Annotated in this window: 29 protein-coding genes and 1 pseudogene; 29 read left to right on the top strand and 1 reads right to left on the bottom strand. The window is 29.4% G+C overall.

Annotation, left to right across the window (positions count from 1 at the left end):
- Positions 1-39 precede the first annotated feature (39 nt).
- The 23 genes from lpdA (at position 40) to SY27_RS02285 (ending at position 19,416) form a co-directional block, all read left to right on the top strand.
- On the top strand, positions 40-1,428 hold the full coding sequence (gene lpdA / locus SY27_RS02395) for a dihydrolipoyl dehydrogenase (RefSeq protein ID WP_045967043.1): 1,389 nt from the start codon (positions 40-42) through the stop codon (positions 1,426-1,428).
- A gap of 334 nt (positions 1,429-1,762) precedes the next feature.
- Positions 1,763-1,930, top strand: coding sequence for a tyrosine-type recombinase/integrase (locus tag SY27_RS19255; protein ID WP_369793052.1), 168 nt, complete (start codon positions 1,763-1,765; stop codon positions 1,928-1,930).
- A 142-nt stretch (positions 1,931-2,072) separates the two neighbouring features.
- A complete protein-coding gene (locus SY27_RS02385) occupies positions 2,073-2,834 on the top strand; it encodes a YoaK family protein (protein ID WP_045967038.1) in 762 nt (253 codons plus the stop codon).
- Between the two features lie 889 nt (positions 2,835-3,723).
- On the top strand, positions 3,724-4,143 hold the full coding sequence (locus SY27_RS02380) for a hypothetical protein (protein WP_045967037.1): 420 nt from the start codon (positions 3,724-3,726) through the stop codon (positions 4,141-4,143).
- 1,265 nt (positions 4,144-5,408) lie between these two features.
- Entirely contained in the window at positions 5,409-5,786 is a 378-nt protein-coding gene (locus SY27_RS02375; protein ID WP_152640683.1) for a hypothetical protein, read from the top strand.
- Positions 5,787-6,039: 253 nt separating this feature from the next.
- Entirely contained in the window at positions 6,040-6,681 is a 642-nt protein-coding gene (locus SY27_RS02370; RefSeq protein WP_045967033.1) for a hypothetical protein, read from the top strand.
- 7 nt (positions 6,682-6,688) lie between these two features.
- Positions 6,689-7,216, top strand: coding sequence for a hypothetical protein (locus SY27_RS02365; RefSeq protein ID WP_152640682.1), 528 nt, complete (start codon positions 6,689-6,691; stop codon positions 7,214-7,216).
- Between the two features lie 195 nt (positions 7,217-7,411).
- Positions 7,412-8,029, top strand: coding sequence for a hypothetical protein (locus SY27_RS02360; RefSeq protein ID WP_045967029.1), 618 nt, complete (start codon positions 7,412-7,414; stop codon positions 8,027-8,029).
- Positions 8,030-8,195: 166 nt separating this feature from the next.
- Positions 8,196-8,618 carry a hypothetical protein gene (locus tag SY27_RS02355; protein ID WP_235270878.1) on the top strand — a complete coding sequence of 141 codons (423 nt, stop codon included), beginning with the start codon at positions 8,196-8,198 and terminating at the stop codon, positions 8,616-8,618.
- Between the two features lie 183 nt (positions 8,619-8,801).
- The gene (locus SY27_RS02350) at positions 8,802-9,254 is read left to right on the top strand and encodes a helix-turn-helix transcriptional regulator (RefSeq protein WP_045967025.1); all 453 of its coding nucleotides are present in this window, start codon (positions 8,802-8,804) and stop codon (positions 9,252-9,254) included.
- A 48-nt stretch (positions 9,255-9,302) separates the two neighbouring features.
- Complete coding sequence (locus SY27_RS02345; RefSeq protein WP_045967024.1) at positions 9,303-9,725, top strand: VOC family protein; 423 nt, start codon at positions 9,303-9,305, stop codon at positions 9,723-9,725.
- Positions 9,722-10,174, top strand: coding sequence for a DUF1569 domain-containing protein (locus SY27_RS02340; RefSeq protein ID WP_045967022.1), 453 nt, complete (start codon positions 9,722-9,724; stop codon positions 10,172-10,174). Before SY27_RS02345 ends, SY27_RS02340 begins: the two co-directional genes overlap by 4 nt.
- A gap of 183 nt (positions 10,175-10,357) precedes the next feature.
- The gene (locus SY27_RS02335) at positions 10,358-10,750 is read left to right on the top strand and encodes an ACT domain-containing protein (RefSeq protein ID WP_045967020.1); all 393 of its coding nucleotides are present in this window, start codon (positions 10,358-10,360) and stop codon (positions 10,748-10,750) included.
- A 232-nt stretch (positions 10,751-10,982) separates the two neighbouring features.
- A complete protein-coding gene (locus SY27_RS02330) occupies positions 10,983-11,543 on the top strand; it encodes a Crp/Fnr family transcriptional regulator (RefSeq protein ID WP_045967018.1) in 561 nt (186 codons plus the stop codon).
- A gap of 104 nt (positions 11,544-11,647) precedes the next feature.
- Positions 11,648-12,163 carry a GNAT family N-acetyltransferase gene (locus SY27_RS02325; protein ID WP_045967016.1) on the top strand — a complete coding sequence of 172 codons (516 nt, stop codon included), beginning with the start codon at positions 11,648-11,650 and terminating at the stop codon, positions 12,161-12,163.
- 11 nt (positions 12,164-12,174) lie between these two features.
- On the top strand, positions 12,175-13,272 hold the full coding sequence (locus SY27_RS02320; RefSeq protein ID WP_045967015.1) for a DUF418 domain-containing protein: 1,098 nt from the start codon (positions 12,175-12,177) through the stop codon (positions 13,270-13,272).
- Between the two features lie 189 nt (positions 13,273-13,461).
- A complete protein-coding gene (locus SY27_RS02315) occupies positions 13,462-14,025 on the top strand; it encodes an SMI1/KNR4 family protein (protein ID WP_052705085.1) in 564 nt (187 codons plus the stop codon).
- A 162-nt stretch (positions 14,026-14,187) separates the two neighbouring features.
- Entirely contained in the window at positions 14,188-14,718 is a 531-nt protein-coding gene (locus SY27_RS02310; protein ID WP_152640681.1) for a hypothetical protein, read from the top strand.
- A 415-nt stretch (positions 14,719-15,133) separates the two neighbouring features.
- The gene (locus SY27_RS02305; RefSeq protein ID WP_045967011.1) at positions 15,134-16,084 is read left to right on the top strand and encodes a S41 family peptidase; all 951 of its coding nucleotides are present in this window, start codon (positions 15,134-15,136) and stop codon (positions 16,082-16,084) included.
- A 177-nt stretch (positions 16,085-16,261) separates the two neighbouring features.
- Positions 16,262-16,606 carry a 5-carboxymethyl-2-hydroxymuconate Delta-isomerase gene (locus SY27_RS02300; RefSeq protein WP_045967010.1) on the top strand — a complete coding sequence of 115 codons (345 nt, stop codon included), beginning with the start codon at positions 16,262-16,264 and terminating at the stop codon, positions 16,604-16,606.
- 81 nt (positions 16,607-16,687) lie between these two features.
- On the top strand, positions 16,688-17,638 hold the full coding sequence (locus SY27_RS02295) for a multidrug resistance efflux transporter family protein (RefSeq protein WP_045967008.1): 951 nt from the start codon (positions 16,688-16,690) through the stop codon (positions 17,636-17,638).
- A 105-nt stretch (positions 17,639-17,743) separates the two neighbouring features.
- Positions 17,744-18,589 carry a GNAT family N-acetyltransferase gene (locus SY27_RS02290; RefSeq protein WP_045967007.1) on the top strand — a complete coding sequence of 282 codons (846 nt, stop codon included), beginning with the start codon at positions 17,744-17,746 and terminating at the stop codon, positions 18,587-18,589.
- Between the two features lie 203 nt (positions 18,590-18,792).
- Positions 18,793-19,416 carry a hypothetical protein gene (locus SY27_RS02285; protein ID WP_045967005.1) on the top strand — a complete coding sequence of 208 codons (624 nt, stop codon included), beginning with the start codon at positions 18,793-18,795 and terminating at the stop codon, positions 19,414-19,416.
- A gap of 126 nt (positions 19,417-19,542) precedes the next feature.
- On the opposite strand, the gene SY27_RS02280 is transcribed toward SY27_RS02285, so the two are convergent.
- Positions 19,543-19,956, bottom strand: coding sequence for a hypothetical protein (locus SY27_RS02280; RefSeq protein ID WP_045967004.1), 414 nt, complete (start codon positions 19,954-19,956; stop codon positions 19,543-19,545).
- A 374-nt stretch (positions 19,957-20,330) separates the two neighbouring features.
- On the opposite strand from SY27_RS02280, the gene SY27_RS02275 reads away from it, so the two are divergent.
- The 6 genes and pseudogenes from SY27_RS02275 to SY27_RS02250 all read left to right on the top strand — a co-directional run bounded on the left by SY27_RS02275 (position 20,331) and on the right by SY27_RS02250 (position 25,152).
- The gene (locus SY27_RS02275; RefSeq protein ID WP_045967003.1) at positions 20,331-21,542 is read left to right on the top strand and encodes a bifunctional alpha/beta hydrolase/OsmC family protein; all 1,212 of its coding nucleotides are present in this window, start codon (positions 20,331-20,333) and stop codon (positions 21,540-21,542) included.
- Between the two features lie 13 nt (positions 21,543-21,555).
- On the top strand, positions 21,556-22,398 hold the full coding sequence (locus SY27_RS02270) for a helix-turn-helix domain-containing protein (RefSeq protein ID WP_045967002.1): 843 nt from the start codon (positions 21,556-21,558) through the stop codon (positions 22,396-22,398).
- 80 nt (positions 22,399-22,478) lie between these two features.
- Positions 22,479-23,027, top strand: a complete 549-nt coding sequence (locus tag SY27_RS02265) for a carboxymuconolactone decarboxylase family protein (RefSeq protein WP_045967001.1) — start codon at positions 22,479-22,481, stop codon at positions 23,025-23,027.
- Positions 23,028-23,101: 74 nt separating this feature from the next.
- Positions 23,102-23,548 carry a DUF417 family protein gene (locus SY27_RS02260; protein ID WP_045967000.1) on the top strand — a complete coding sequence of 149 codons (447 nt, stop codon included), beginning with the start codon at positions 23,102-23,104 and terminating at the stop codon, positions 23,546-23,548.
- 647 nt (positions 23,549-24,195) lie between these two features.
- Positions 24,196-24,283, top strand: a pseudogene (locus SY27_RS19250) (cytochrome c family protein); the annotation flags it as partial.
- Positions 24,284-24,573: 290 nt separating this feature from the next.
- The gene (locus tag SY27_RS02250) at positions 24,574-25,152 is read left to right on the top strand and encodes a hypothetical protein (protein WP_045966998.1); all 579 of its coding nucleotides are present in this window, start codon (positions 24,574-24,576) and stop codon (positions 25,150-25,152) included.
- Positions 25,153-25,226 lie beyond the last annotated feature (74 nt).

Genomic DNA, 25,226 nt, shown 5'->3' with positions numbered 1-25,226 from the left:
AAATTCGCAAACTGATACTAAAAGTTAAAAAATAACGAAATGAAATACGATATCATAGTTTTAGGAAGTGGTCCTGGAGGATATGTAACAGCAATTAGAGCTTCACAATTAGGCTTTAAAGTAGCCGTTGTTGAAAAAGAAAATTTAGGTGGAATTTGTTTAAACTGGGGATGTATCCCAACAAAAGCCTTATTAAAATCGGCACAAGTTTTTGACTATCTTAAACACGCTTCAGACTACGGATTAAAAGTAGATAACGTAGATAAAGATTTTTCGGCAGTAGTAGCGCGTTCAAGAAGCGTAGCTGACGGTATGAGCAAAGGAGTACAATTCCTAATGAAAAAAAACAAAATCGATGTAATTGATGGTTTTGGAAAAGTACAACCAGGTAAAAAAGTAGCTGTTACAACTGCTGATGGAAAAGTAACAGAATATACTGCTGATAATATTATCATTGCTACAGGTGCTCGCTCTCGTGAATTACCAAACTTACCACAAGATGGTAAAAAAGTAATCGGTTATCGCCAAGCAATGACACTAGCAGAACAACCTAAAAAAATGATTGTAGTAGGTTCTGGTGCCATTGGAGTGGAATTTGCGCATTTTTATAATGCAATGGGTACAGAAGTAACTATTGTAGAATTTATGCCAAATGTAGTTCCTGTTGAGGATGAAGATATTTCTAAACAATTTGAACGCTCTTTAAAGAAAGCAGGAATCAAAATAATGACAAACTCATCTGTAGAAAAAGTAGACACTACAGGAGAAGGTGTAAAAGCAACCGTTAAAACAGCAAAAGGAGAAGAAATCTTAGAAGCTGATATTGTACTTTCTGCGGTTGGAATCAAAACAAATATTGAAAACATAGGACTAGAAGAAGTAGGAATTGCTACAGACAGAGACAAAATCTTAGTAAATGATTTCTACCAAACAAACGTTCCTGGATATTATGCAATTGGAGATGTTACACCAGGACAGGCATTAGCACACGTTGCTTCTGCCGAAGGAATCCTATGTGTAGAAAAGATAGCTGGTTTACATGTTGAACCATTAGATTATGGAAATATTCCAGGCTGTACTTATGCTACTCCAGAAATTGCATCTGTTGGATTAACCGAAAAAGCAGCTAAAGAAAAAGGATATGAAATCAAAGTAGGTAAATTCCCTTTCTCTGCTTCAGGAAAAGCAAAAGCAGCTGGAACACCAGACGGATTTGTAAAAGTAATCTTTGATGCTAAATATGGCGAATGGTTAGGTTGTCACATGATAGGTGCTGGAGTTACTGATATGATTGCAGAAGCAGTTGTAGCACGTAAACTAGAAACTACAGGACACGAAATCTTAAAAGCTGTTCACCCTCACCCAACAATGAGTGAAGCAGTAATGGAAGCTGTTGCCGATGCTTATGGAGAAGTAATTCACTTATAGAAAACAAGAAACAATATATTTAAAAGTCCGGTTTGTGTATATACAAACCGGACTTTTTCGTTCTCAAATGTGGCGTCGGGCGAATTATTGACATTAAAAATATTAAATATTGATTCAAAAAAAAGCATTATTTTCGTACAACAAGCCAAATAAAAAAAAGACAGAATTGTTCCGTTAAGTCCAAAAATACTTGAACTTTTACCGAGTATTATAAAATACATAAGCCCAAAACCTATCTTCTTGAAGGACATTATTTAGGTAAACCCACTCCTAGAAGCTTACAACAAGTTATAAAAAAAGCAACAAAAGAAGCCAAAATTAACAAACCCGTTACATTAAATGGCTGCGTCACAGCTATGTAACACACCTACTAGAAAACGGAACCAACTTACGTTATATACAAGAATTTTTAGGGCATAGCAGTAGCCAGACTACCGAAATATATACTCACGTAAGTATCAATTCTATTCAAAAAATTAAAAGCCCGTTTGATGACTTATAATGTATTTTTAGTATATTTGAGAGTATATGAAAATGGTACTCTGTATTGCATATACAACAATATAGCATGCGATAAGCGAAATAGAATAGCGTATATAAACTAGTTGCGTGCAATTTGAAAAACCAAACTAAATGGAAATAAAATGTTTAGACATCAAGGCAAAAGCAGAACTTTAAAACACAATCTGCGAATTGCTACGATTTTGTCTTTTGTCGCTGGAATTGTGAATGTTACAGGGTTTTTAGCTTTTAAACAATTGTCAACCAATGTAACTGGTCATTTTGCTCTTTTTATTAGTGATGTTTCAAATTTCGAATTTTGGAAAGGAACAGTTTACTTTCTTTTTATTTTTTCCTTTCTCTTTGGTTCTTTTTTATCAAGTTTCCTAATCGAAAAATTCAAGCAAAATAGAAAACTTAATGTTTTTGTTTTACCAACAATAATTGAATGTCTGATTTTATTATCAATTGCTATCTTAAGCAATACTGGAGAAATAAAATACCCTGATTTAGTTGTTTGCCTGCTACTTTTTGCAATGGGACTTCAAAACTCTTTTGTGACAAAAATTTCAAATGCTATCGTAAGGACAACACATTTGACAGGACTATTCACGGATTTAGGAATTGAACTATCGCAACTTTTCTTTCCTGAATCTCATCCGAATAGTGAAAAAATTAAATCGACAATAAAACTGCGGATTTATATAATTTGCTTCTTCTTTCTTGGAGGAATAATAGGTGGTTATCTTTACTCAAGACTTAACTTAAAATTAAACACTCTGATTTTCGGAGCAATAATTTTATTAATTAGTTTATTTTACGATGATTTTAGATATAAATTAATCCGTACAAAAAGAAAATATAAACAGAGAAAAAAAACGGCACACAACAATGGCTATAAGTAATTGCTTGTTCTCACCTACTTCTCTGAAAATCCTCACGGATTTTCAGTTTGGTGTGTACTTGCTAAGTTAAATGCTACTAAATTATATCCAATCAAAAGCTGTGACAAAATAGTTAACTTAAAAAAGTTTTGTCACAAATCTGTGACAATTCATGTTCATAAAAATTATTTTGTCACAGTTTTGTGACAAAACAAAAAAAATAAAAAAAAATTGTCACAACTTTACCTAAAAATAAAATTGTCTACTAACAACCGTCTACAATAACTCTTGAATCTATCATTAACAATAATTTTTTGAGCTCTTATCAAAAACAATTTATAAATGCAATTAAGCTTTTTTTAAAATTATACAAGAAACCGAAGTAAAAACGGAACTGATTTGCGCTAAATTCAAGATTTATTAGGGCACAGTAGTCCAAAAACAACAATGATACACACACGTCAGCAACACATCATTGGAAAACATTATCAATCCATTCGATATGTAGCAAATATTTTTATATTTGTATTACATAATTAAAAATTATACGCATAAATTCAAACAAAAACATACGCATAACATGCCAATTAGGGATAAAACTAGTTTGATTTGTGCGTTTATAAACTAGTTGGGAAAAATCGCCCTTTAGGACTCTTTCTCCCAATGTCAGGCTCGACTTCGCTCGACCGTCGTGAAAATATTGTTGTATTCGCACGACGGTCTCCCAACAGTCGGCTTGGACGTCATATAATAGTGCCTTGAAAATCGTTAACAAAAAAATTTCGCGTTAGCTTTTATATTTTTCTCAAAAATATTTTTAAATTAGCAAATTAAAGTAATTAATCTATTAGTAACTATAAAATTTACTGTATCAGTAGATTTTAAATACTCACAAATTAAATAAAACAAGATGAAATTAAAATTATTATTATTGCTTTTATTATCAATTAATTATTCAGTTTTTTCTCAAAATGTAAAACTTAAAAAAAACAAGTTGATTTTAGATGATAAAGAAATTATGAATTATGAATTAAAAAATTACAGTGGTGAAATTCATTTATATGGATTAAATACAAATGATGAAGAAATTTTTATTTTTTATCACGATAACGAAACTAGAGAAACTCGTGATGATGATTATTTAAAAATATTTTTTATAAAATATAATAAAAAACTAGAAGTAGCTCAACCTTTCGATTCTTGGAAGCAAAGAGTTAAATTCTTGATTGAAAATAATGTTATAGATAAAGATGGTAATTTAGTTGAAGATAAGATTGACTTATTTGTATTAAAATATAACGAGGATATATCTAAGAGAACTATGAGATAAATTAATTCTCTGCAACATTTACTTTACATAAGCAAAATCTTAATTACAATTTTAAGACTAAAATCTTTAGTTAAAGATATATTTCTAAAAATTACTTTAACTAGTTGAAATATTTTGTGTTTAGCACTTACTGAAAACTTCTAAAGTTTTAGCTTGTATAAAGTAAAAATAAATAGGGTTTTTAATTTAAAATAGCCCCATCATACAACACCGGTAGCTGTTACACAACCCTTATTTTTTTTAAATCATAAATTTTGACCTCTTTTAAAGCAATTTAAAGGAGGTTATTTTTTAGTTGCCATACAAATGCTACTATTAGAATAGCTTACAATCGTGTTTTTAAAGTTGTAAAACATCGTTTTTATAGAGAGAAGGTATTTCTCTTGTTTTAAGGAAATAACTTGGGCTAAAACACTTGGTTTTTAGATGGTAAAACGTAAATATTTCTTCAAGTTATAGGTTAAACTTGCCATGAGTACATGTTTGTTTGCATTTTTAATACCTTTTGTATTGACTCGCTTCATATTTGTAAAATTTACTAGTATTCCTATAAGCAGGTTCTACTATTTGACTTCGCAATCGAACCATTTTCTTGGCATAGGTTTCATTTTGAATAAGCTTTTGATGCATTAGTTATAATGTTCTTTTCACTATATAAGTTAGATGCTACTAAATTATATCCAATCAAAAGCTGTGACAAAATAGTTAACTTAAAAAAGTTTTGTCACAAATCTGTGACAAAATTATTTTCATGAACATGAATTGTCACAGATTTGTGACAAAACAAAAAAAACAAAAAAAAATTGTCACAACTTTTCCTAAAAATAAAATTGTCTACTAACAACCGTCCACAATAACTATTGAATCTATTATTAACAATAATTTTTTGAGCCCTTATCAAAGACAATTTATAAATGCAATTAAGCTTTTTTTAAAATTATACAAGAAACCGAAGTAAAAACGGAACTGATTTGCGCTAAATTCAAGATTTATTAGGGAACAGTAGTCCAAAAACAACAATGATACACACACGTCAGCAGCACATCATTGAAAAACATTATCAATCCATTCGATATATAGCAAATATTTTTATATTTGAATTACATAATTAAAAATTATACGCATAAATTCAAACAAAAACATACGCATAACATGCCAATTAGGGATAAAACTAGTTTGATTTGTGCGTTTATAAACTAGTTGTGCTTCATTTTCAGAAAACCGTTAAACAAAAAATATACATCAAAAAAACAATAAAAAATTGGTTGGAATTCTTTAAAAATAACAATATCAAAATAAAACTTGATGTTGTTAAAGAAGCCATAATTGATTATAGAAGTGACGGAAAAAAATTGATGCGTAAACTTGCAGAAAAATATGGGCTTGATATTGAAAATAAAAAAGATTATGAAAAATTAATTTCAAGAAATAACGAAGAAATACCAATAAATGGTGAACTTTCTAAACGCTGGAATTACGCTTTTCACGGTTGTGAATGTGGATTTTATAATAAGAAACATAAACAACAAGTTGAAGTTGTCCTAAGTAATCAACCTGAATTTGGACAAATTAATTCTTGGTTTCTTTTATCTTACATGAAATCTACTGAAAAATACAAAAAAGAAATAGAAGAAATTAATTGACAACAACTTAAATCTTTAATTGAAAAATTATACGAAACTGGTGAAATAGAATCTATAAATGAATAAAAAACGAACGCAGAATCACCGTTTGTAGCAATTGCTAAGTTAGGTTTGTGCTCAGAATTTTGCTACGCCAGTTTGCACAAAGTGCTCGAGTCTCCGAAAATTCCATGAGGAGTTTTGTACTTGTAATATTTTGTATTAAATTTACGCAACTACCAGAAGCACCAAAACGTTGCCACACATTTGAGAAATGCATAGAATATTAACAATTTTCATTTTAACATTCATCTGTCAATCCTCTTTTTCACAGTCTTATCCAACTTCGGAAGTAATTCAAAAAGCCGAACTATATTTGAAAGAAGCGGTTGGAGATTCCTTGTTTAAATATTTTGAACTTGGACCAAATTCTGACTATAAATACCAAACTAACTCTGGAAAATATAAATGGAAAGATATTAGCAAAGGGAGAAAAACGAAAGGAAAATTCATCGATGGGAAACATATAAATTTTGTGTTAAATCATCCTGATTTTAAATATCCGTACACAACAAAAACTGTTTATGTAGAATTGGACTCAAACCTGAATTTAATTAGAGGAGTTTACATTGACCAAATTCCTAAATTTCTTTTAAAAAACAAACCTTCTGACTGGTTATCCGAAAATAAGATTGATAGCATCGTTAAGAAACAAAACTTGAAAACCCCTGTTGAACCATTTTCAAGAAGGCTAGAATTTGACACTAAAACAAAGGAGTATCATTGGATTATATTCAATACTCTTTACAAAGAAAAGTGTTTCTCTGATGAAGAAATTTTGCATATAAATCCAGTAAGTGGAATTATTTTAAAACACTTTGAAGAAAGACAAAGAATAATGCATTGTGGAGAATAAAAAAACGATGAAAAAAAGTATTCTTTTCATAACAATGCTAATAAGTATTAATTGTGTTTGTCAAACAAAAACATCAGATATTTTAGATAAATTTAAATTTGGTCCAAGCTATGAAAATTCAACTGAATTAGAAGAAAGATCTAAAAAAGATGGAATTATTTCATATACTTATATTGGGAATGAAATATTTAAAATCGGGACTATCGAAATAAACAACATTAATCTTGTTTACTTTGAAAATAAATTAATAGCAATTGAAATAAATTTTGGTAATCCACTGACAAAAGATAGCTTTGAAACCACAGAATTTGAAAAAGTTAGAGAAAACTTAATTGCAGAACTTGGTGAATTTAATTATGAAAAAAACAATTCAAATCCTCAAGTCATTAACGAAATTGATTGGAAAAAAGAAAATGTTAATTTCAATCTGAAAAGACTAAACTATAAATATGAAAATGTTGATTATATTTTAGGTCTTTTTTTATTAAGAGACATTAAATTATCCGAAAAATTTATGGCTAACTTAAAAAGATAAAATACTAGTTACAACAGCAGTTAAAAGTAATGGCTCAGGCAAGGGCAAACTTCAGAATTTTGCTACGCCAGTTCGCACAAAGTGCTCGAGTCTCCAAAAATTCAACGAGGATTTTTGTACTTGTAAACTTTTGTCTTAAATTTACGTAACTGCCACAAGCGACAACACGTTGCGCATCATTATAACCCGAACCGAATGGATAGTGAAAAAGTAAAAATATTACGTAGTAAAATTGCAATTCCATTAGACATTGCAATAATTCTTTTGAAAGAAAATAACGGTGATATTGACGCAAGTGAACAAGAATTTCATAACAACAATATAAAGGAAATTAGCGTATTAGCGGAATGTGATTTTGAAACTGCAAGAGAAAGTTATATTTTCTGTAAATATGACAAGACAAAAGCCATTGAGAAAATCAATTCTAAACAAATAATTATCACAACCAGAGAAAACCCAACACCAAGAAATGAAATCGGGTTTATTCTATGGGCAGAAAATAAGGACGGAGAAAATTATAAGACAAAAAAGCGAAATGACACATTTATTCCAACTGCTGACTTTGATTATGTAATAAATGCATTTAGGTCTGTCTTTCCTTTGCAAAATTCTTGGAATAATAGCATAGAAGAAAATTTTGACGTTTATGGAACTAATTGGTTCGATAACAAAACTTGTCGAATAATAACTGATAAAATCAGACAATCAAAGTTTGAAGAATTAAAAGTTACAAAATTTAGAAATGAACTTATTGAATGGTTAGAAGAAAAATTGAAATATGCAGATTATATTGTGGTGTATGGAAATCTGTAAAATAAAAATAACGAACGCACAACAAGCGTTAGGCAAGATTGCAAATTTTATTGTAAATTCACGTTTACATTTCGCAAGAAATTTTATCTTTAACAGAAAATAATCAATTCCGAAGCTCGCAACCTCGCCAAGCGCTGGAACGTTATAGGTAATTAATAACTGAATTTTGAAGAAAAGACTAATAATATTTACCTTGATTTCGATTTGCTTATATTTTTTAGCTACAAACTTCCCTAAAGAAAGTTATGAGATAAATGATAAAAATGTCAAAATAAAAATATCAATTTCAGAAAACTTATTAGTATTCAGAGATCCAGAGTACTACAAAAAAATAAGAATAATTGATGATACCAAAGAATTTGAAATCGAATTTTGGTCTGAAATTAAAGATGTTAAAATTTTTAAACGAATAAAAAATACTGATATATTTTGGGTAATAGATGACAATTATCGAGGCTTTACCAGAACCTCTGAAAATGAATTTACTAAATTTATTTGTGCTGATTGTAGTGGAAAAGAAAAACTAATTGGTAACGATATTTTGGGTTACGAATTAAAAGACAACAAATTTAATAAAACTACTTTTTAACTACCTACAACAGTAGTTAACCTAATGGCTTGGGTTTGGTTTTTCCTTCGGAAAAACCGCAGATAACCAAAAAAATTTTATATTTGTTAAAGCTACTCTTAAATCGTCGCCACAGACGGCTAGCTGTAAACCGTTAGCGGTCATTGTAAAGCGACATCCTACAAATATTGACAAGACAAGAAAATGACAACAGAACAATATCCAAAAATCTATTTGTACAGACGAATTGTTCAAGCCAAACTTTACATTGACAAATTCTATTCTGAAAAAATTGACCTTGACAACATTTCGAACGAAGCATATTTTTCCAAATTTCATTTTATAAGATTATTCAAATCTATTTACGGAAAAACGCCACACCAATATCTCACAACAGTAAGAATTGAAAAAGCTCAACAATATTTGCAATTAAACAAATCTGTCAAAGGTGTTTGCTTTTTGGTTGGTTTTGATAGCGTAAGCACATTTAGCGGACTCTTTACCAAGTTAGTTGGCAAGACTCCTTCCGATTACACAAACCAATACAATGAAAGAAAAGCGAAAATTGAAACTTCGCCTTTAACTTTTGTACCAAGTTGTTATTCATTTATGCACGGTTGGACAAAGAATAGCAATTTTGGAGATGAGAATAAATAATTTATTGCTAACCTTTGCATTGAGTTTAATAATTAAAAAGAAAAAGCAATGATAACAAAATTGACAGTTACAAACATTCACGTCATAGACCAAGATAGCGCCTATGACTTCTATGTGAACAAGTTAGGCTTCAAACTTGTAGACGATATTCCAATGGGACCAGATAGTCGTTGGTTGACAGTTTCACCACCTGAACAACCAGACTTACAGCTTGTATTGTTTCCAGTCAAGGTAAGCAAAATGTTTCCAAAAGAAGTTGCGGAATCATTAATTGACCTTATTAAGAAAGGAATATTTGGTTGTGGTGTATTGACCTGCAATGACATTTTCGCTACATACGAAGAACTGAAAGAAAAAGGAGTAGTATTTATTAAGCCCCCTACAAAAGAATTCTATGGTACAGAAGCATTATTTAGAGATGATTCAGGCAACTATTTTTCATTACAGCCTTTAAACAACTTTGACAAATGAAAACAATATTTGACAAATCTACAAGAGATGAGTTAGTTCAGAGAATTAATTCACTAAATGAAAAAAACGAACCTGTTTGGGGTAAGATGAATGTTTATCAAATGCACAAGCACTGTACAATATGGAACGAGTGGGTTTTAGGAACGAAAGATTTTGTTTACAAACAAGATTTTATTGGAAAAATATTTGGCAGAATGGCATTAAAGAGCAACACAAAAGACGATAAGCCAATCGGCAAAAATATGCCAGCAGGAAAAGCATTTACAGTTAAGGAAAAAGTTAACGACTTAACAACTCTAAAATCAATTTGGATAGAACAGATTAAATCCTACGAAAGCTATTCAAACGACAATTTCATTCACGACTTCTTTGGCAAAATGACCAAGAAGCAAATCGGAATTTTTGCATTTAAACATAATGACCACCATTTAAGACAATTTAATGCGTAGAACAACGAACCGCTAACAAGGATTTGTCAAAATGGGGTCAGATGTGCTAAATTGAACATTAGTAATTCTATTTGGTACCTGTGCAAAACTGAACATTTGTTCGTCTAATTCCCCCACTTCGGCAAGCCTCAAACCGTTGTGCATCACTTTAGCCAAATAAAACGCTAGAAAAAAAATAAAAAAATGAACGGAGAAAAAAATTTAGAAATACTTTTAAAAACAATGAAACCTAAACACAATGTAGGCGAATTTGTATTCTGCGAAGTCGAAGATTTAGAAAAAATAAAATTGAATGAAATTGTAATGTCTTTCAGAGAAGAAGAAAGTATTACAATAATTACTAAAATAGAAATTGCAGACAAATTGAATCTAAAATATTCTTTTATTGCTTCGTGGATTACATTAACAGTTCATTCTTCATTAGAAGCTGTTGGACTAACTGCTGCTTTTTCAAAAGCTTTGTCTGAAAATGGAATTAGTTGTAATGTAGTTGCAGCATTCTATCACGACCATATTTTTGTAGACAAAAATGACACTGAAAAAGCAATGGAAATCCTAAATAAATTTTCAGAATAAATATAAAAGCCGAACGCACAACAGCCATTTGTAGCAATTGCTAGGTTTAGTTTGTATTCGGAATTTGCTACGCCAGTTCACACAAAGTACTCGAGTCTCCGAAAATTCTACGAAGAGTTTTGTACTTGTAAAATTTTAGGTTAAATTTACGCAACTGCCACAACCAACCGTTAGCAAAAATACTTTGACTTCCCGTTAAAGTTTAGCAAACAACAAAAGTTTAGCATATCAAATGAATCTATTAGTTAAAGAGTTTAAAAATTTTGGAAGTTTATCCCCAGAAGCTGAACTGGATTTTCAGAATAGAGTCGTGCGACATGAGTATAAAAAAGGTAGTTTTTATATCAAAGAGGGACAAACTTCTTCTGGACTTTTTATTATTGAAAAAGGATTAGTTCGAATGTTTTATCGAAAAGGAGATAAAGAAATAAACTCCCTTTTCGCAACAGAAAATGAAGTAGTTACTTCTTCAAGAACCTTCTTTTTTAAATTTCCTGCCAAAGAAAATATACAATTCTTGGAAGATAGTATCATTCATTCCATTTCAAGGAAAAATTTATATGAATTGTGTAACCTTTATCCTGAAATCAACACTATAGAACGATTGGCTACCGAAGCCTATTCACTTGCTTTGGAGGACCGAATTTTCTCCTTACAAACTCTTTCAGCTACCGAACGTTATGATGAACTAGTACGAGATAATCCTCAAATATTGCAGCGGGTATCGTTGGGGCACATCGCGTCGTACTTGGGTGTAACACTCGAAACAATAAGCCGTATCCGCAAAAAGTAACATAACATTCTCATTTCAATCCCTTTCTGCTGTCAGCTCCTTTTTTGACAAATGTCAAAATCTTGCCTTTCCTTTCGTTGTATTTTTACCCAAAATAAAATGAAATGCAAATCACCTTAGAACTTTTAGAAAAAGAACATAAGCAGCAGTTTATTAAATACAATCAAATTGCTTTTCAGAGAGCTTATACAGAAGAATTTGGAGAATCAGATGAAATGATTTTGCCAGAAAATGATATCGAGAATTCACTTAATAGAGAAAAATCGGTAGCTTACCGTATTCTGAACAATGGCGTTTGGGTGGGCGGAATCATACTTTCCATACATAAAATAACTCATCACAACTCTTTAGACTTATTTTTCATCAACCCCGATGTCCACAGCAAAGGTGTGGGTACTAAGGCGTGGGCGATGGTGGAAAAGATGTATCCCGAAACCAAGGTTTGGGAAACACACACACCTTATTTTGAGAAGCGGAACATTCATTTTTATGTGAATAAATGCGGTTTTAAGATTGTAGAGTTTTTCAACCCACACAACCAAGATCCTCATATGCCACATACAAGTAGCGATGGATTGGATTATTCTTTCCGTTTTGAAAAAGTAATGATTAACCATTAAAATAAGTTCTAATGACAAAAGATAATCAACAAATTGTACAACTCAGTGAGCGAATTTACATTTTGGATATCCTGCGTGGATTTGCTGTATTTGGAATTTTGGCGGTGAATATTATGGCGTTTTCATTGCCCAATCACGATTTTTCGCAAATGATTATAAACTCGGAGTCTCCAAAATGGTACGACCAATTGGCTTTATGGTTTAACGAATATTTTACGGAAGGTAAATTCTATATCATCTTCTCCTTCTTATTTGGTTTAGGATTTTCGGTACAATTATCAAGAGCCGAAGCCAAAGAAAGTAATATTCTGTCCTTTTATCCACGTAGATTGTTGATACTCTTAGGCTTTGGTATTTTGCATTCATTCTTTTGGTGGGGCGATGTATTGCGAATTTATGCTTTGTTAGGTTTCGTTTTGCTGGCATTTCGGAAATTGTCCAATCAATGGCTACTCGTCTTGGCAGCATTATGCTTTGTCTTATCGGGCTTAGTTGCAACCTTTCCCGCTGTTTTTGGTGAAGGTTCCGGTGCTCCGTCTGATAGTATTCTAAAAAGCATCTTGTTTGGGTTAACACATATGGGACCTTTCGTAATGGGAATGTTTTTCTTGGGAAGAATTGCGGGACAACTCAAAGTCTTTGAAAAATTGCGACAATACAAAGACCTATTTCCAAAAATTATCATTTTTGGATTAATTGTTTCGGTAGGATTAAGAGTGATTATTTCAGTTTTTGTCGCTAAACCGAGTGGAATGGAAACCCTGTTAAAGGGATTAAGTGATATGGCTTTGGCGGCGGTGTATGTGAGTGCCTTGTCTTTACTTTCTTTGCGTGAAAACATGGCAAAATACTTAAATCCTATGGGCTATGTTGGGCGTATGGCTTTGACCAATTACATTGTACAAACAATAATTTGCGTAGGCTTTTTCCGCATTTTTGATTTGGAAGGCAAAGTAAATGCAGGTCTGCTTTTGCTAATGACACTTATGATTTACGGATTTCAACTTTTGTATAGTCGATGGTGGTTAAGACGTTTCAAATACGGACCTATGGAATGGTTCTGGCGGTCTTTCACATACGGTAAAATGCAGTCTTTTCGTTTGAAATAATGACTACACTTTCTGTTTTTATAATCATTAAAAAATAGTACTTCTGCTAACAAGCGTTTGGGAAGATTGCGAATTTTGTAGTAAATACACGTTTACATTTCGCAAGAAATTTTATCTTTAACAGAAAATAATCAGTTCCGAAGCTCTCAACCTCGCCAAGCACCGGAACATTAGCAGTAAGGTTAAAATATGAATGGAAAAGAAATTTTTGAATATGTAGATAAATCATTGATAAATCTAAAAAAGTCTGATTTAATGTTTCTACCTCATTCGAATATGCCGAACGAAATGATTGATAATTCTGTCGAACAACAAAGCGATTGGATTCCATGGAAAGCTATTACTAGCAAAGTAACTAATGAAGATATTCTTGAACTAGAAAATCAGATTGAACTCAAATACCCTAGACTTTATAAAGATTTTTTGAAATACAAGCATTTTTACGAATTAGAAAATGTTGGTGAAATAACTTTTTTTAAACATTGCATTAGAGATTGGAAAAGTAACCTGACAGAATACTATTTTGATTATTGGGAACCTGAAGAAATAATAAAAAAAGGATTTATTCCCTTTGCTCATTATAGTGATTGGGGAATTGTATGTTTTGACACAAACCAAAAAATTAAAAATGATTGTCCAATTGTTATGTTTGATCATGAAACACTTTACGACGAAACTGTCACTTTTGAGGAATTATATGAAAGCTTTGAATTAATGGCTTTTGAGTTATTAAACGAATTGAATGAATTATAAAAACCTATTGCTAACAGCTGTTTCCGCTATTACAGTTTAGGGCTCAACCGAAGTTTGAATTTGTACTTGTTAATATTGATTTTAATTTGAAATATTTGGCTTACTTTTCCACAACAAAACAAAGCCGAAAAGCGTTAAAGGCGGAACGTTATGAATAATTTTATGAAAATCTTTACCTTAATAATCATATCGTTTATATTAAGTTTTACTTCTTGTATTAGGAAAAAAGAAGAAGACAAAATAAAAACAGTTTATAACCTTAATAAATACATGGAACTTTATGCTAAAGGAAAAGATAGTATTAAAAATATTAAAACTTTAGATACTTTTTGTATAAACCAAACTAAAAGGGCTAAAATTGATATAAAAAATAACAAACTTATTTATTTTATGTCTGAAACTGAATGTGAATTTGTTGGCATGAAAAAACATTTAAAAAAATTAAATATTGATGTAAAAAATTATGACCATTATTGTGTAATTATGGGTGGATTTAGAAGAAATTGTTATGAAATTGAAATGTGGAAAGAAATTGATAATCGTTTAGGAGAAAAATTTATTGATTCTCTAAAAATTATTGCAGAAAAAGAATTTATTATTGATAATCCTGACAGTTTATACATAAAAGATGGAATTGATATTCGTAATAAATATCCCAATCTTTTAAATAAAAACTACTTACAACATCGGTAGCTGTTGCACAACTACCATTTTTAAAAAACAATCTGCAAATACATAAAATATACCACTTTTAAAGTACTTTAAAAGTGGTATATTGTTTTAGATGTAGCCTAAATGTAGAATACAAACCTTTGATAACGTAGCACACGCAAAGAAAACTGCAAAAAATGAAATTAATTTATACAACGAAATAAAATTACATTTATCTTTAAACTTTAAAACACCAAATATGTTATATAAATTATCAGCTTAAAAATCAATTTTAACCTGTAGTCATCTTTCAGGACAAGACAGATATTATTAAACCTGATTTTACTTCGCCTGTTCGCTCTGTTTCAGTCTCCGAAATCATAAGTTTCCATTATATTTGTTTTGGCTTTGTTTGACTCTCCATCATTCATTTTAGCTTTAAATCTGATAACAACAAATGAAAATTCTCCATTACCTCTTTTTAATTCTAGCTTTTATAAGCTGTCAAACCCAAAATTCTATTCCCAAAGAAGTATCTGAATATCTAACAGAAACTCTTGATTTACTTGAAGAAAAATCAGTAAACAAAAGTAAAATTGACTGGAACGAATTTAGAATTGATATATTTAAAAAAGCTCAGAATGCAAAAACCATTCAAGACACCTACTCTACCATAAGTTATGCTATATCAAAACTTAATGACAACCATAGCTACTTTAAACCCGCAATAAAATCTGAAATAAATTCAGAAGACAAACCTTTACCTATATTCTCTGATGAAATCACTCCAAATGATATTGGATACATTAGAATCCCTTTTTGTATTGGAGCAGAAAATGAATATAACAACTACATCACAAAAATTAGAGAAAAAATAGAAAAACAATCACAAAAAGAGCTAAAAGGATGGGTAATAGACTTACGTGGCAATTTTGGTGGAAATATGTGGCCAATGCTACTTGCAATAGAACCTTTAATAGGAAACGGAACTTTAGGATATTTTATAGATGCTAATAACAACAATAAAGCTTGGAAAATAATTAAAGGAAAAGCATATATTGAAGATCAACTTATTATGGAAACTACGATTAATTCAAAAGAAAATCTTAACAATCAATTTTTAGCCATATTAACTGACAATCAAACAGCAAGTTCTGGTGAAGCTATCACTGTAGCTTTAAAGTCTAGAGAAAATTCAAAATCATTTGGCAAACCAACTTTTGGAGTCTCTACAGGATGTGTTTCACATCAACTATCAGATGGATCTATAATAAATCTGGCTGAATCTTCATTTGCAGACAGGAAAATGACAAAATATGGTTCTAGTATATTACCTGATTTTGAAATTGAAGAAAATCAAGCATTAAAAGCCGGAATTGAATGGATTTACAAAATGAATAAAAACTAACAATAATTATAAGTACTTACTTGGTTATAACCTTACTTATGAATCCCGAAGTTTCTAAATTATATCTTCATATTGATAAAAGAAAAATAAGAAACATTATCAATATTAACAAAACACACTTTAATAAAGGAAAAACTCATGTCCAAATGGACTAAAAAATAACTAAAAAAATAACCTATGCCACATTTTGTAATTGACTGTTCAGAAAATATTATAAAAATAAAATCGCCTAAAGAAATTATACAAAAAGTATATGATACAGCAGAATCAACTAATCTTTTTGATAAAGGAGATATAAAAGTAAGAATTAATCCTTTTGAGTATTATAATATTGGAAACACTAAAGATGATTTCATCCACATTTTCGCTAATATAATGGAAGGACGAACTATCTCTCAAAAAAAGAATCTTTCAGAAAAAATCATTACCGAATTAAAATTAATGTTTCCTGAAGTTCCAATTATTTCTATTAACATAAGAGATTTTGAAAAAGCTACTTATTGTAACAAATCAATGATATAGTGAGTAACATTAAAATTATATTTCTAATCATAATTTCTATTTACACTTATTCCCAAAAAACTGAAAAACCATCAATAATTAATGAAATCAGATAAATCAATTGCAATTTGTTTGGGTCTATTATCTACCCTATTCTTTGCTGTAACTTTTGTATTTAATAGACTTATGTCAGTTGAAGGCGGACACTGGATTTGGAGTGCTTCACTTCGATTCTTTTGGATGGTTCCTTTCCTTTTAATTTTGGTTCTTTTTAGAAAAAACCTAAAACCATTAGTAATAGAAATGAAGAAAAGGCCTTGGCAATGGATACTTTGGAGTACAATAGGGTTTGGTTTCTTTTATGCATTATTAACTTTTTCTGCTACTTATGGTCCTTCTTGGCTGGTGGCTAGTACTTGGCAAGTTACTATTATAGCAGGTATGCTAATTTCACCAATTATCAATAAAACAAGTTTTAAGAAAACGCTATCTTTTCAAGCACTTGCTTTTTCATTAATAATATTATTAGGTATTTTAATTATGCAAATAAGTCAAGCCAAATCAATTTCAATTAACCAACTTATACTTGGAATAATCCCTGTTTTAATTGCTGCTTTTGCTTACCCCATTGGCAATCGAAAAATGATGCAAGTTACTAATGGAAAACTAAATGCTATGCAAAGAACATTAGGAATGACAATAGCTAGTTTACCTTTTTGGATATTATTGTCGGTTTACGGAATAACTATAAATGAACTACCAAACGAACCTCAAGTCTATCAAACACTAATTGTAGCAATTTGCTCAGGTGTAATTGCTACTGTTTTGTTTTTTATGGCAACCGATAGAGTTCAAAAAGATGAAAAAGCTTTAGCTTCTGTAGAAGCTACTCAATCCGCAGAAGTTCTTTTTGCTCTAATTGGAGAAATAATAATTTTAAAAATTCATTTACCTGATATTTATTCGATTATTGGAATTGTATTAGTAATAATAGGAATGATGCTACATAGCTTAAAAAAAGAAAAAATAACTTCTTCAAAAAAAGCAGATTAAATACTACAGTATAATTATAGAATAAAGGTCAGTAATAATCTGGAAAATTATTAAGTAAAAAATTCACCCTTTTTCCATATAATAAAGACCATTAGCATTAATTTTATGACAACACTACGAACACTAGAGAATATTTCAACTAAAGAGCTATTAGAAACTTTCAATTCGTCATTTTCTGATTATATCATACCTTCTTACCTTACTAAAGAACAATTAGAAGACAAAATACAAAGTGATAGTATAAAGTTAGAATTTTCAGTAGGCGCATTCGAAAACAACCAATTAATTGCTTTCATACTTCATGGTTATGATATAATTGACAACTTAAAGACTGTTTACAATGCAGGAACAGGTGTAATTCCAGCAAAAAGAGGAAATAAATTAACTTCAAAATTGTATGAATATGTTTTACCTATTTTATACAAAAACAATATTAACAAAATATTACTTGAAGTGATTACAACAAATGAAACTGCAATAAAAATATATAAAAACATCGGATTTAAAATTATCAGAGAATTTAATTGTTTCAAAGGTTCATTAAATTTAACCAATACAAATTCAGAATATGAAATTAGTAAACTAGAAGAATATGATTGGCAAAAACTTAATTCCTTTTGGGATCTGAAACCGTCATGGCAAAACTCAGTTACAGCGGTTGAAAAGCTAAAAAAATCTAATATTTCTATTGGAATATATGAAAATGAAAAATTATTAGGTTACACCATTTTTAATCCAAAAACAAAAAGAATATATCAACTTTCCGTTAACAAAGATTATAGAAAAATAGGCGTTGGTAAAAAACTTTTAGAATACATCTCAATACATTTTGGAAAAGAGATTTCTGCTACAAATATTGACAGTACATCAAAAGAAACATTAAATTTTATAACTAGCATAGGAATGAAAATGTACATTAAACAATATGAAATGGAATTAACTTTGAAATAATAATTATAACTATAGAAGTTTATCTACTTTTTTCTAAAAACTTCATTTTCATAAATTACACACATTACAATTACAGAATCGTAAAACACGTATTTATACGTATTGTATAATTAAAAACAACAAATTACATTTGTATGAAACAACTTTAAAAATGAGATAATTAGCATAAATATAAGCTAACTAACCCTAATAAAAAACACAAAATGAAAGTACACTTACTTATTATATTTTTATATCTAATTTTAACGGGTTGCACTGTAACAAATGGCACACAAAATGAAACTGTAAACAAAGCAATCAATCTTCAACAAACTATTATCAATGATCCATTGTTTGAAAAAATATTAACAGAATTAGAAACTTCTGGACAAATTGATTGGAGTGAAGGAAGAACAGATTATATAAGAGAAAAACTTACTAGTTATAAATCTAATACTGATTGGCTTTTGTCTGAATATAAAAATAAAGGCGGATTTAATAAAGATTCCGTTTTTCTATGGCGAAAATTTAACCCATTATCATCTACAACAGCAGTTACTTCTCAATGCATTGAAAAAACTAAACTAAATAAATGGAATTTAAATAGAAATGAATACTCAATATTGAATACACTAATTCATGAAAGAGTACATTCTTTTTGTCAAGTTCATCCTAAAGGAAAACAAACAAGAGAGGCAAATAAGTGTGATGCTTCATACGTTGCAGGTGACTTAGCTGAAATACTAATTTCACATAGAATGGGAATCAAAGAAAAGGTTATGGATAAGCCTATTTGTCCTGCTTTATTGCAAAAAATAGAAGAATATAAACTGATCATTATCAAGTAGCTACTACAAACGCTAAGACTGTACTACTTCCATAATCATCAATTTAAAAAAAGATTAACTACAGAAATTCATAAAAAAACCTCATTTTATATAAAATGAGGTTTTTTAATATTATAGCATTGTAATTTATTCTGACCAATATCTTAATGTTGCTACAACCCATCCTTCTGGTGTTTCGTTAGCAGCACTAACTTCTACAACCGCAGATGAAGCTCCATCAAAATATCCATCACGAGCATCAAATCTATACGTTCCTGCTGGAAGACTTTCGAAAAGACCTGGCTCATATTGAGAATCAAAAAAAGTTTCTCCTGTAGCTAAATTAGTAGCACCATATCCCGGTAATGTACTAGCAGGCACATCCTGACCTGTTCTCCAATCTACCAATTTAATGTACACATCAAAACTTGCTACTCTACTTGCAACTTTTTGATTTTCTACTTTAGCTTCTGTAGCCATTTCCTGAACACTGTCTTCTGTTTCACACGAAAAGAATAGACTTAATGCAGTAAGCATCAATACTTTTCCAATAAATTTCATTATTTGTATATTTAATTGTTTATATACTGCTAACTTATGAATTTTAAAATTAAAATCTATAATAGAATTATTAACAAAACATTATTAATAAATTAAAAAATTTCATTCATCCTGATTATAAAACACCAAAAAAGCTTTTTTATAATTTATTTTCTAAAAAAAATTAGATATAACTTATATTTAATGATATTTTTTCATCCATTTGAGTCTTAATAAGACAATATTAAAAATTAAAAAAATAGAATTATAAAATATACTTTAATTTAAAAGTAAAATATATTATGCATTTATTTTCTTTTTTAGACAACCATACATTAGTTCTAATGCATTGACTTATTGAATATTTTTAGTATTTTTATGACAAACAGGATATTATGAAAAGTAACATTATTAGAATTCAAAATACTAAAGGATTTTTTTTAGAAGCCACTTTAGATTTACCAGCTAATCAAAAACCCAATTATTTTGCATTGTTCGCACACTGTTTTACATGTCATAGCAATTTTAATGCAGTTCGGAATATTAGTAAATCATTAACGGCAAATGGCTTTGGTGTAATTCGATTTGATTTTACAGGTTTAGGAAAAAGCGAAGGAGAATTTGCCGAAAGCCATTTTTCTGCTAATATTGAAGATATTATTACTGTTCACAACTATTTTAAAGAGCATTTTGAAGCTCCTTCATTACTTATTGGTCATTCCTTAGGTGGTGCTGCGGCTATTGTTGCTGCTTCAAAATTAACAGATATAAAAGCAGTAACAACCATTGGAACACCTTCAAATATTGAACACACAAAAAAACATTTTATTACTCAGATAGAAGATCTAAAACCAAATGAAAAAGTTAAAGTTAACATTGGTGGCAGACCATTTTATATTGATAATGATTTTATCGAAGGATTCAGTACTATTAAGTTAAACGAAGTTATTCATTCGTTAAGAAAACCCATTCTAATTCTTCACAGTCCTATTGATACTATTGTGAGTATAAACAATGCTCATGAAATATATCATAATGCCATGCATCCTAAAAGCTTTATAAGCTTAAATAAAGCAGATCATTTACTTACAAATGAAAAAGATAGTCGTTATACAGGCAATTTAATAAGCAATTGGGTATTACATTATCTTCCCGAAAAAGAAAATATAATGCTTTCTACAGAAGGAGAACAAGTAGTAGGATATCTTAATTTAAATGAATATAATTTTACTACACAAATTCAAACTAATTCTCATAATTTAGTAGCAGACGAACCTGAAAGTTTTGGTGGTGATAATTTTGGACCTAGTCCTTATGAATTTTTAAATGCTAGTCTAGCAGCTTGTACTGCCATGACTTTAAAATTATATGCACAAAGAAAAAAATGGGATTTAAAAGAGGTATATGTCTACTTAACACATTCTAAAAAACACCTAGTAGATATGGATAATGAGCAACCTCAATATATTGATTATATAACTAAAAAATTAACTTTTGAAGGAAATTTAGACGAATCTCAAAGACTAAAATTAAAAGAAATAGCATCACGATGTCCTGTTCACAAAACATTAGTTTCATCAGTAGTAATTGAAACAGAACTTATATAAATAGTCTCTTTTTATGATTTATACTGGAAAAAACAATGAATACCTACATATTGAAACCATTGTTCAAGATAATTGTATTATACTAAAAGAACAAATTCCCGAATCTTTAATGATATTGTGGTTTACTTCTGATAATAATAGTATAACTATTGACAATATTGAATTTAAAGCGAATAAAAGCACTATTATCTTTCTGACAGAATTTCATAAACTTGAAATAAACAAAATTAATGAAGTTCAACTTATTCGATTCAACAGAGCTTTTTTCTGCATTGCTAATCATGATAGTGAAGTAGGTTGCAAAGGAATTTTATTCTTTGGTGCTTCACAAGTTCCTGCATTTATGATTCCACCTGAAGAACTCGAAAAATTTACAATTCTATTGAGAATGTTTGAAATGGAACTCGATTCCAAAGATAACCTGCAATTAGAAATGCTTGAAGTAATGTTAAAACGTTTCCTCATTTTGTGTACTCGAATATATAAGGAGCAAAAACAAATCCCCAATTTTAAACAACTTGATATGATAAGGGAATTTAATTATTTAGTAGAGAAACATTTTAAATCGTATCACAGGTTAGCAGATTATGCTACATTAATGAATAAATCTTCTAAAACACTTTCCAATTATTTCTCAAAAGTGAGCGATAAAACACCACATCAATTAATTCAAGAACGAATTATGCTTGAAGCAAGACGTACTTTAATATATACTGATCTAAGTATTAAAGAGATTACTTATGAAATTGGTTTTGAAGACATTCAAACATTTAGTCGTTTTTTTAAAAACAATGAAGGTGTTTCGCCTTCAGAATTTAGAGAAAAATCCGTTATGGGAAAAATTGTTAACACCTAAGGATTTTACGTCTACTCCTAGCCTTGTTTTCTATCGCATCTTTGCAGTGTACATAATTAATAACATAAAAAAAGAATAATATGAACACTACAGATTTACAATTTTCGATTCCAACAAAGAATGAAGTTTCAAAAAACAATCAAGCTATTTTTAATAATTTAGAAAAAGGATTAGGATTTGTTCCAAATTTATATGCCTATTTTGCAAAAAATGATACAGCACTTGCCGATTATCTTGCTCTTCAAAATAGAAAATCTACATTAAAAGCAAAAGAAAGAGAAATTATTAATTTAATAACTAGCCAAATTAATGGATGTAGATATTGTCAATCAGCTCACACTGTTTTAGGAAAATTAAACGGTTTTACTGATGACCAAATAATTGAAATTAGACAAGGGAATATTCCTTTTGATTCAAAATTAAATGCCTTAGTTACTTTTACAAAAGCCGTTGTTGAGAACAAAGGAAATGTTTCAAATGAAATTAAAAATACTTTCTTTGAAGCAGGCTACACAGAAGCAAACTTAATTGATGTGGTGATTATTGTAGGAGATAAAATCATTAGTAATTACATTCACAATCTTACTGGTTTTGCAATTGACTTCCCTTTAGCTCCAGAAGTAAAATAATAGAAAATCTAATAGTTGGGCGACTTTGTTGTCCAACTATAAAAAATCATTTAAAAAATACAAATCAAATACTTATGAAAAATATAAATATAGAAAAACTAGGATATACAATTGGTGTAATTGGTGTAGCAATAACTTTATTATGGATTGGACTATTTAAATTTACCCTTTTTGAAGCTAAAGCAATTGAACCATTAGTCGCAAATCATTTTGGAATGAATTGGTTATATTCCATTTTATCAGTGCAAGGAGTATCAAACTTAATAGGAATTTCAGAAATTATAATTGCCATTGGATTAATTGTCTCATTTTGGAATGTAAAAATTGGTAAGATAGCAGGTATAGCTTCTACTATTATTTTTATAACTACTTTAAGCTTTTTAGCTACTACTCCTGGTATTTGGAAAATGGTAGATGGATTTCCTGTAACCGAATTTTTCTTAGTAAAAGATATTCCTTTCTTAGCTATTTCACTTTTAGTGTGGGGAAAAAATCATAAAAAATTAAAGAATAAAGCCTAAAAAATAATTGTATAATCCTTCACTCAAAAACAGCTAGAAAAATTGATATAAATGAATCAAAAGTAGATAAGATTATAAAAGAATAAAAACAATTCAATTCTTGAAGAAAGAATGTTTTAATCTGGATTTACCAAAAATGTAAAAATTATAAACCGTAACAAAACCATTTTCGCATCTAAAACTTATATTGAGAAGCTTACTGAAATAGACAATACATAAGTTGTAGCAGCTACAGAAGAAGATGTACTTGCTTGTTATGGAATTAGAGAATATCTAAAAACATACTGAAAAATAAAATTAAAAAATGTAAATTTGGAGTAATTAGAAATGATTACTCCTTTTTAAAGAAAACGTATCAGGATTGCAATTACAAGAAGAGAACTCAGAATTAGTTTGTCCTACTTGCAAATTAAAATATAAAGAAGTCTAAAATTATTTTCTATTATTAATACATAACAATATTGAAAATAGCAAACATTACAAAATTCATAAATAAATTTATATTCTTATCTAGTTCTTTTCTAGCTATAACAATTGGTATTTCATATCTAATTTATAAAAATAACACTTCACATTATTTTGTTTGTGGAAATACAGAATCCACTATGATTTGTGGTACTATGTCACAAAATTACTCAGAAAATGCAATCAAAGGAAAAGAGTTATTTAACAGCAATTGTGCAGCTTGTCACAGTTTAGATAGAAACATGACTGGACCTGCACTTAGAAATTTACAATTAAAATATGAGAAATGTTCCGAAGAATTTTGGTTTCATTTTATTACAAAGGAAGATTCTTTAATCAAAATAAACAATTCAGATTTAAAATATTTAACCCAATATTCTGATTATGAATACAATCATAATTTTAATTTATCAAAAGAAGAATATGGATTTTTGTTAGACTATTTAGAATGAAGATTTAAAACCACAATATATTAAACTTAAAAACAAATCAGATTGAAAATCAATTAGTAGGAAAAAAGCTATTGATAATTTTGCTATAATACAAATTATAAAACAATAATGGGAGGCTATTATATACCACTAATTCAAGGAGAAATTTACGGATTCCAAATCGGACTACTTACTGATTTAATGTTATGGGAACATACTCGTAAACTTGATTATTCTAAACGAAAAGGAGAATGGCTTGTAGGCTATGGAGTTGGATTTACTAAAGGACAAAATATTAGAAACCAAATAAAAGAACATTCTATAATTGAAAATCTAGATAGTAATACAAGAGCAGTTCTATTTTTACAAGAACGAATATTTAATTATGGAGATTTTCAAAAAGAATTAAATGTCTATTTAAAGAACATCAAAAATTGGCATGTATCAAAAATTGAAAACAATAATATAATTAATGCAAACAAACTATTATTAGAGAATAAATTACAAAGAAGTTTAGATTTTATAGCAAATTATTATACCGAAAATTTCAAATTGGTAACACTAATGAAATTCTACCCTTTGCAAAATCAACTTTCTATAATTAGAATGGCAAAGCAAAAACAAGAAATTGATAATGAAAGTTATTTAGTTCAAAAACAAGAAATTCAATCTAAATTTGAAAAATGGTTGAAAAAAGAACAAGATTAACAATATTATTTCACTATAATATAAATCATAAAAAAACGATATTGGCCTAATTCTTGATAAAGAATAACCTTAAA

The organism is Flavobacterium sp. 316 (assembly GCF_000967805.1).
Taxonomy (GTDB): Bacteria; Bacteroidota; Bacteroidia; order Flavobacteriales; family Flavobacteriaceae; genus Flavobacterium; species Flavobacterium sediminilitoris.
This window is presented reverse-complemented; position numbering and strand designations above follow the sequence as displayed.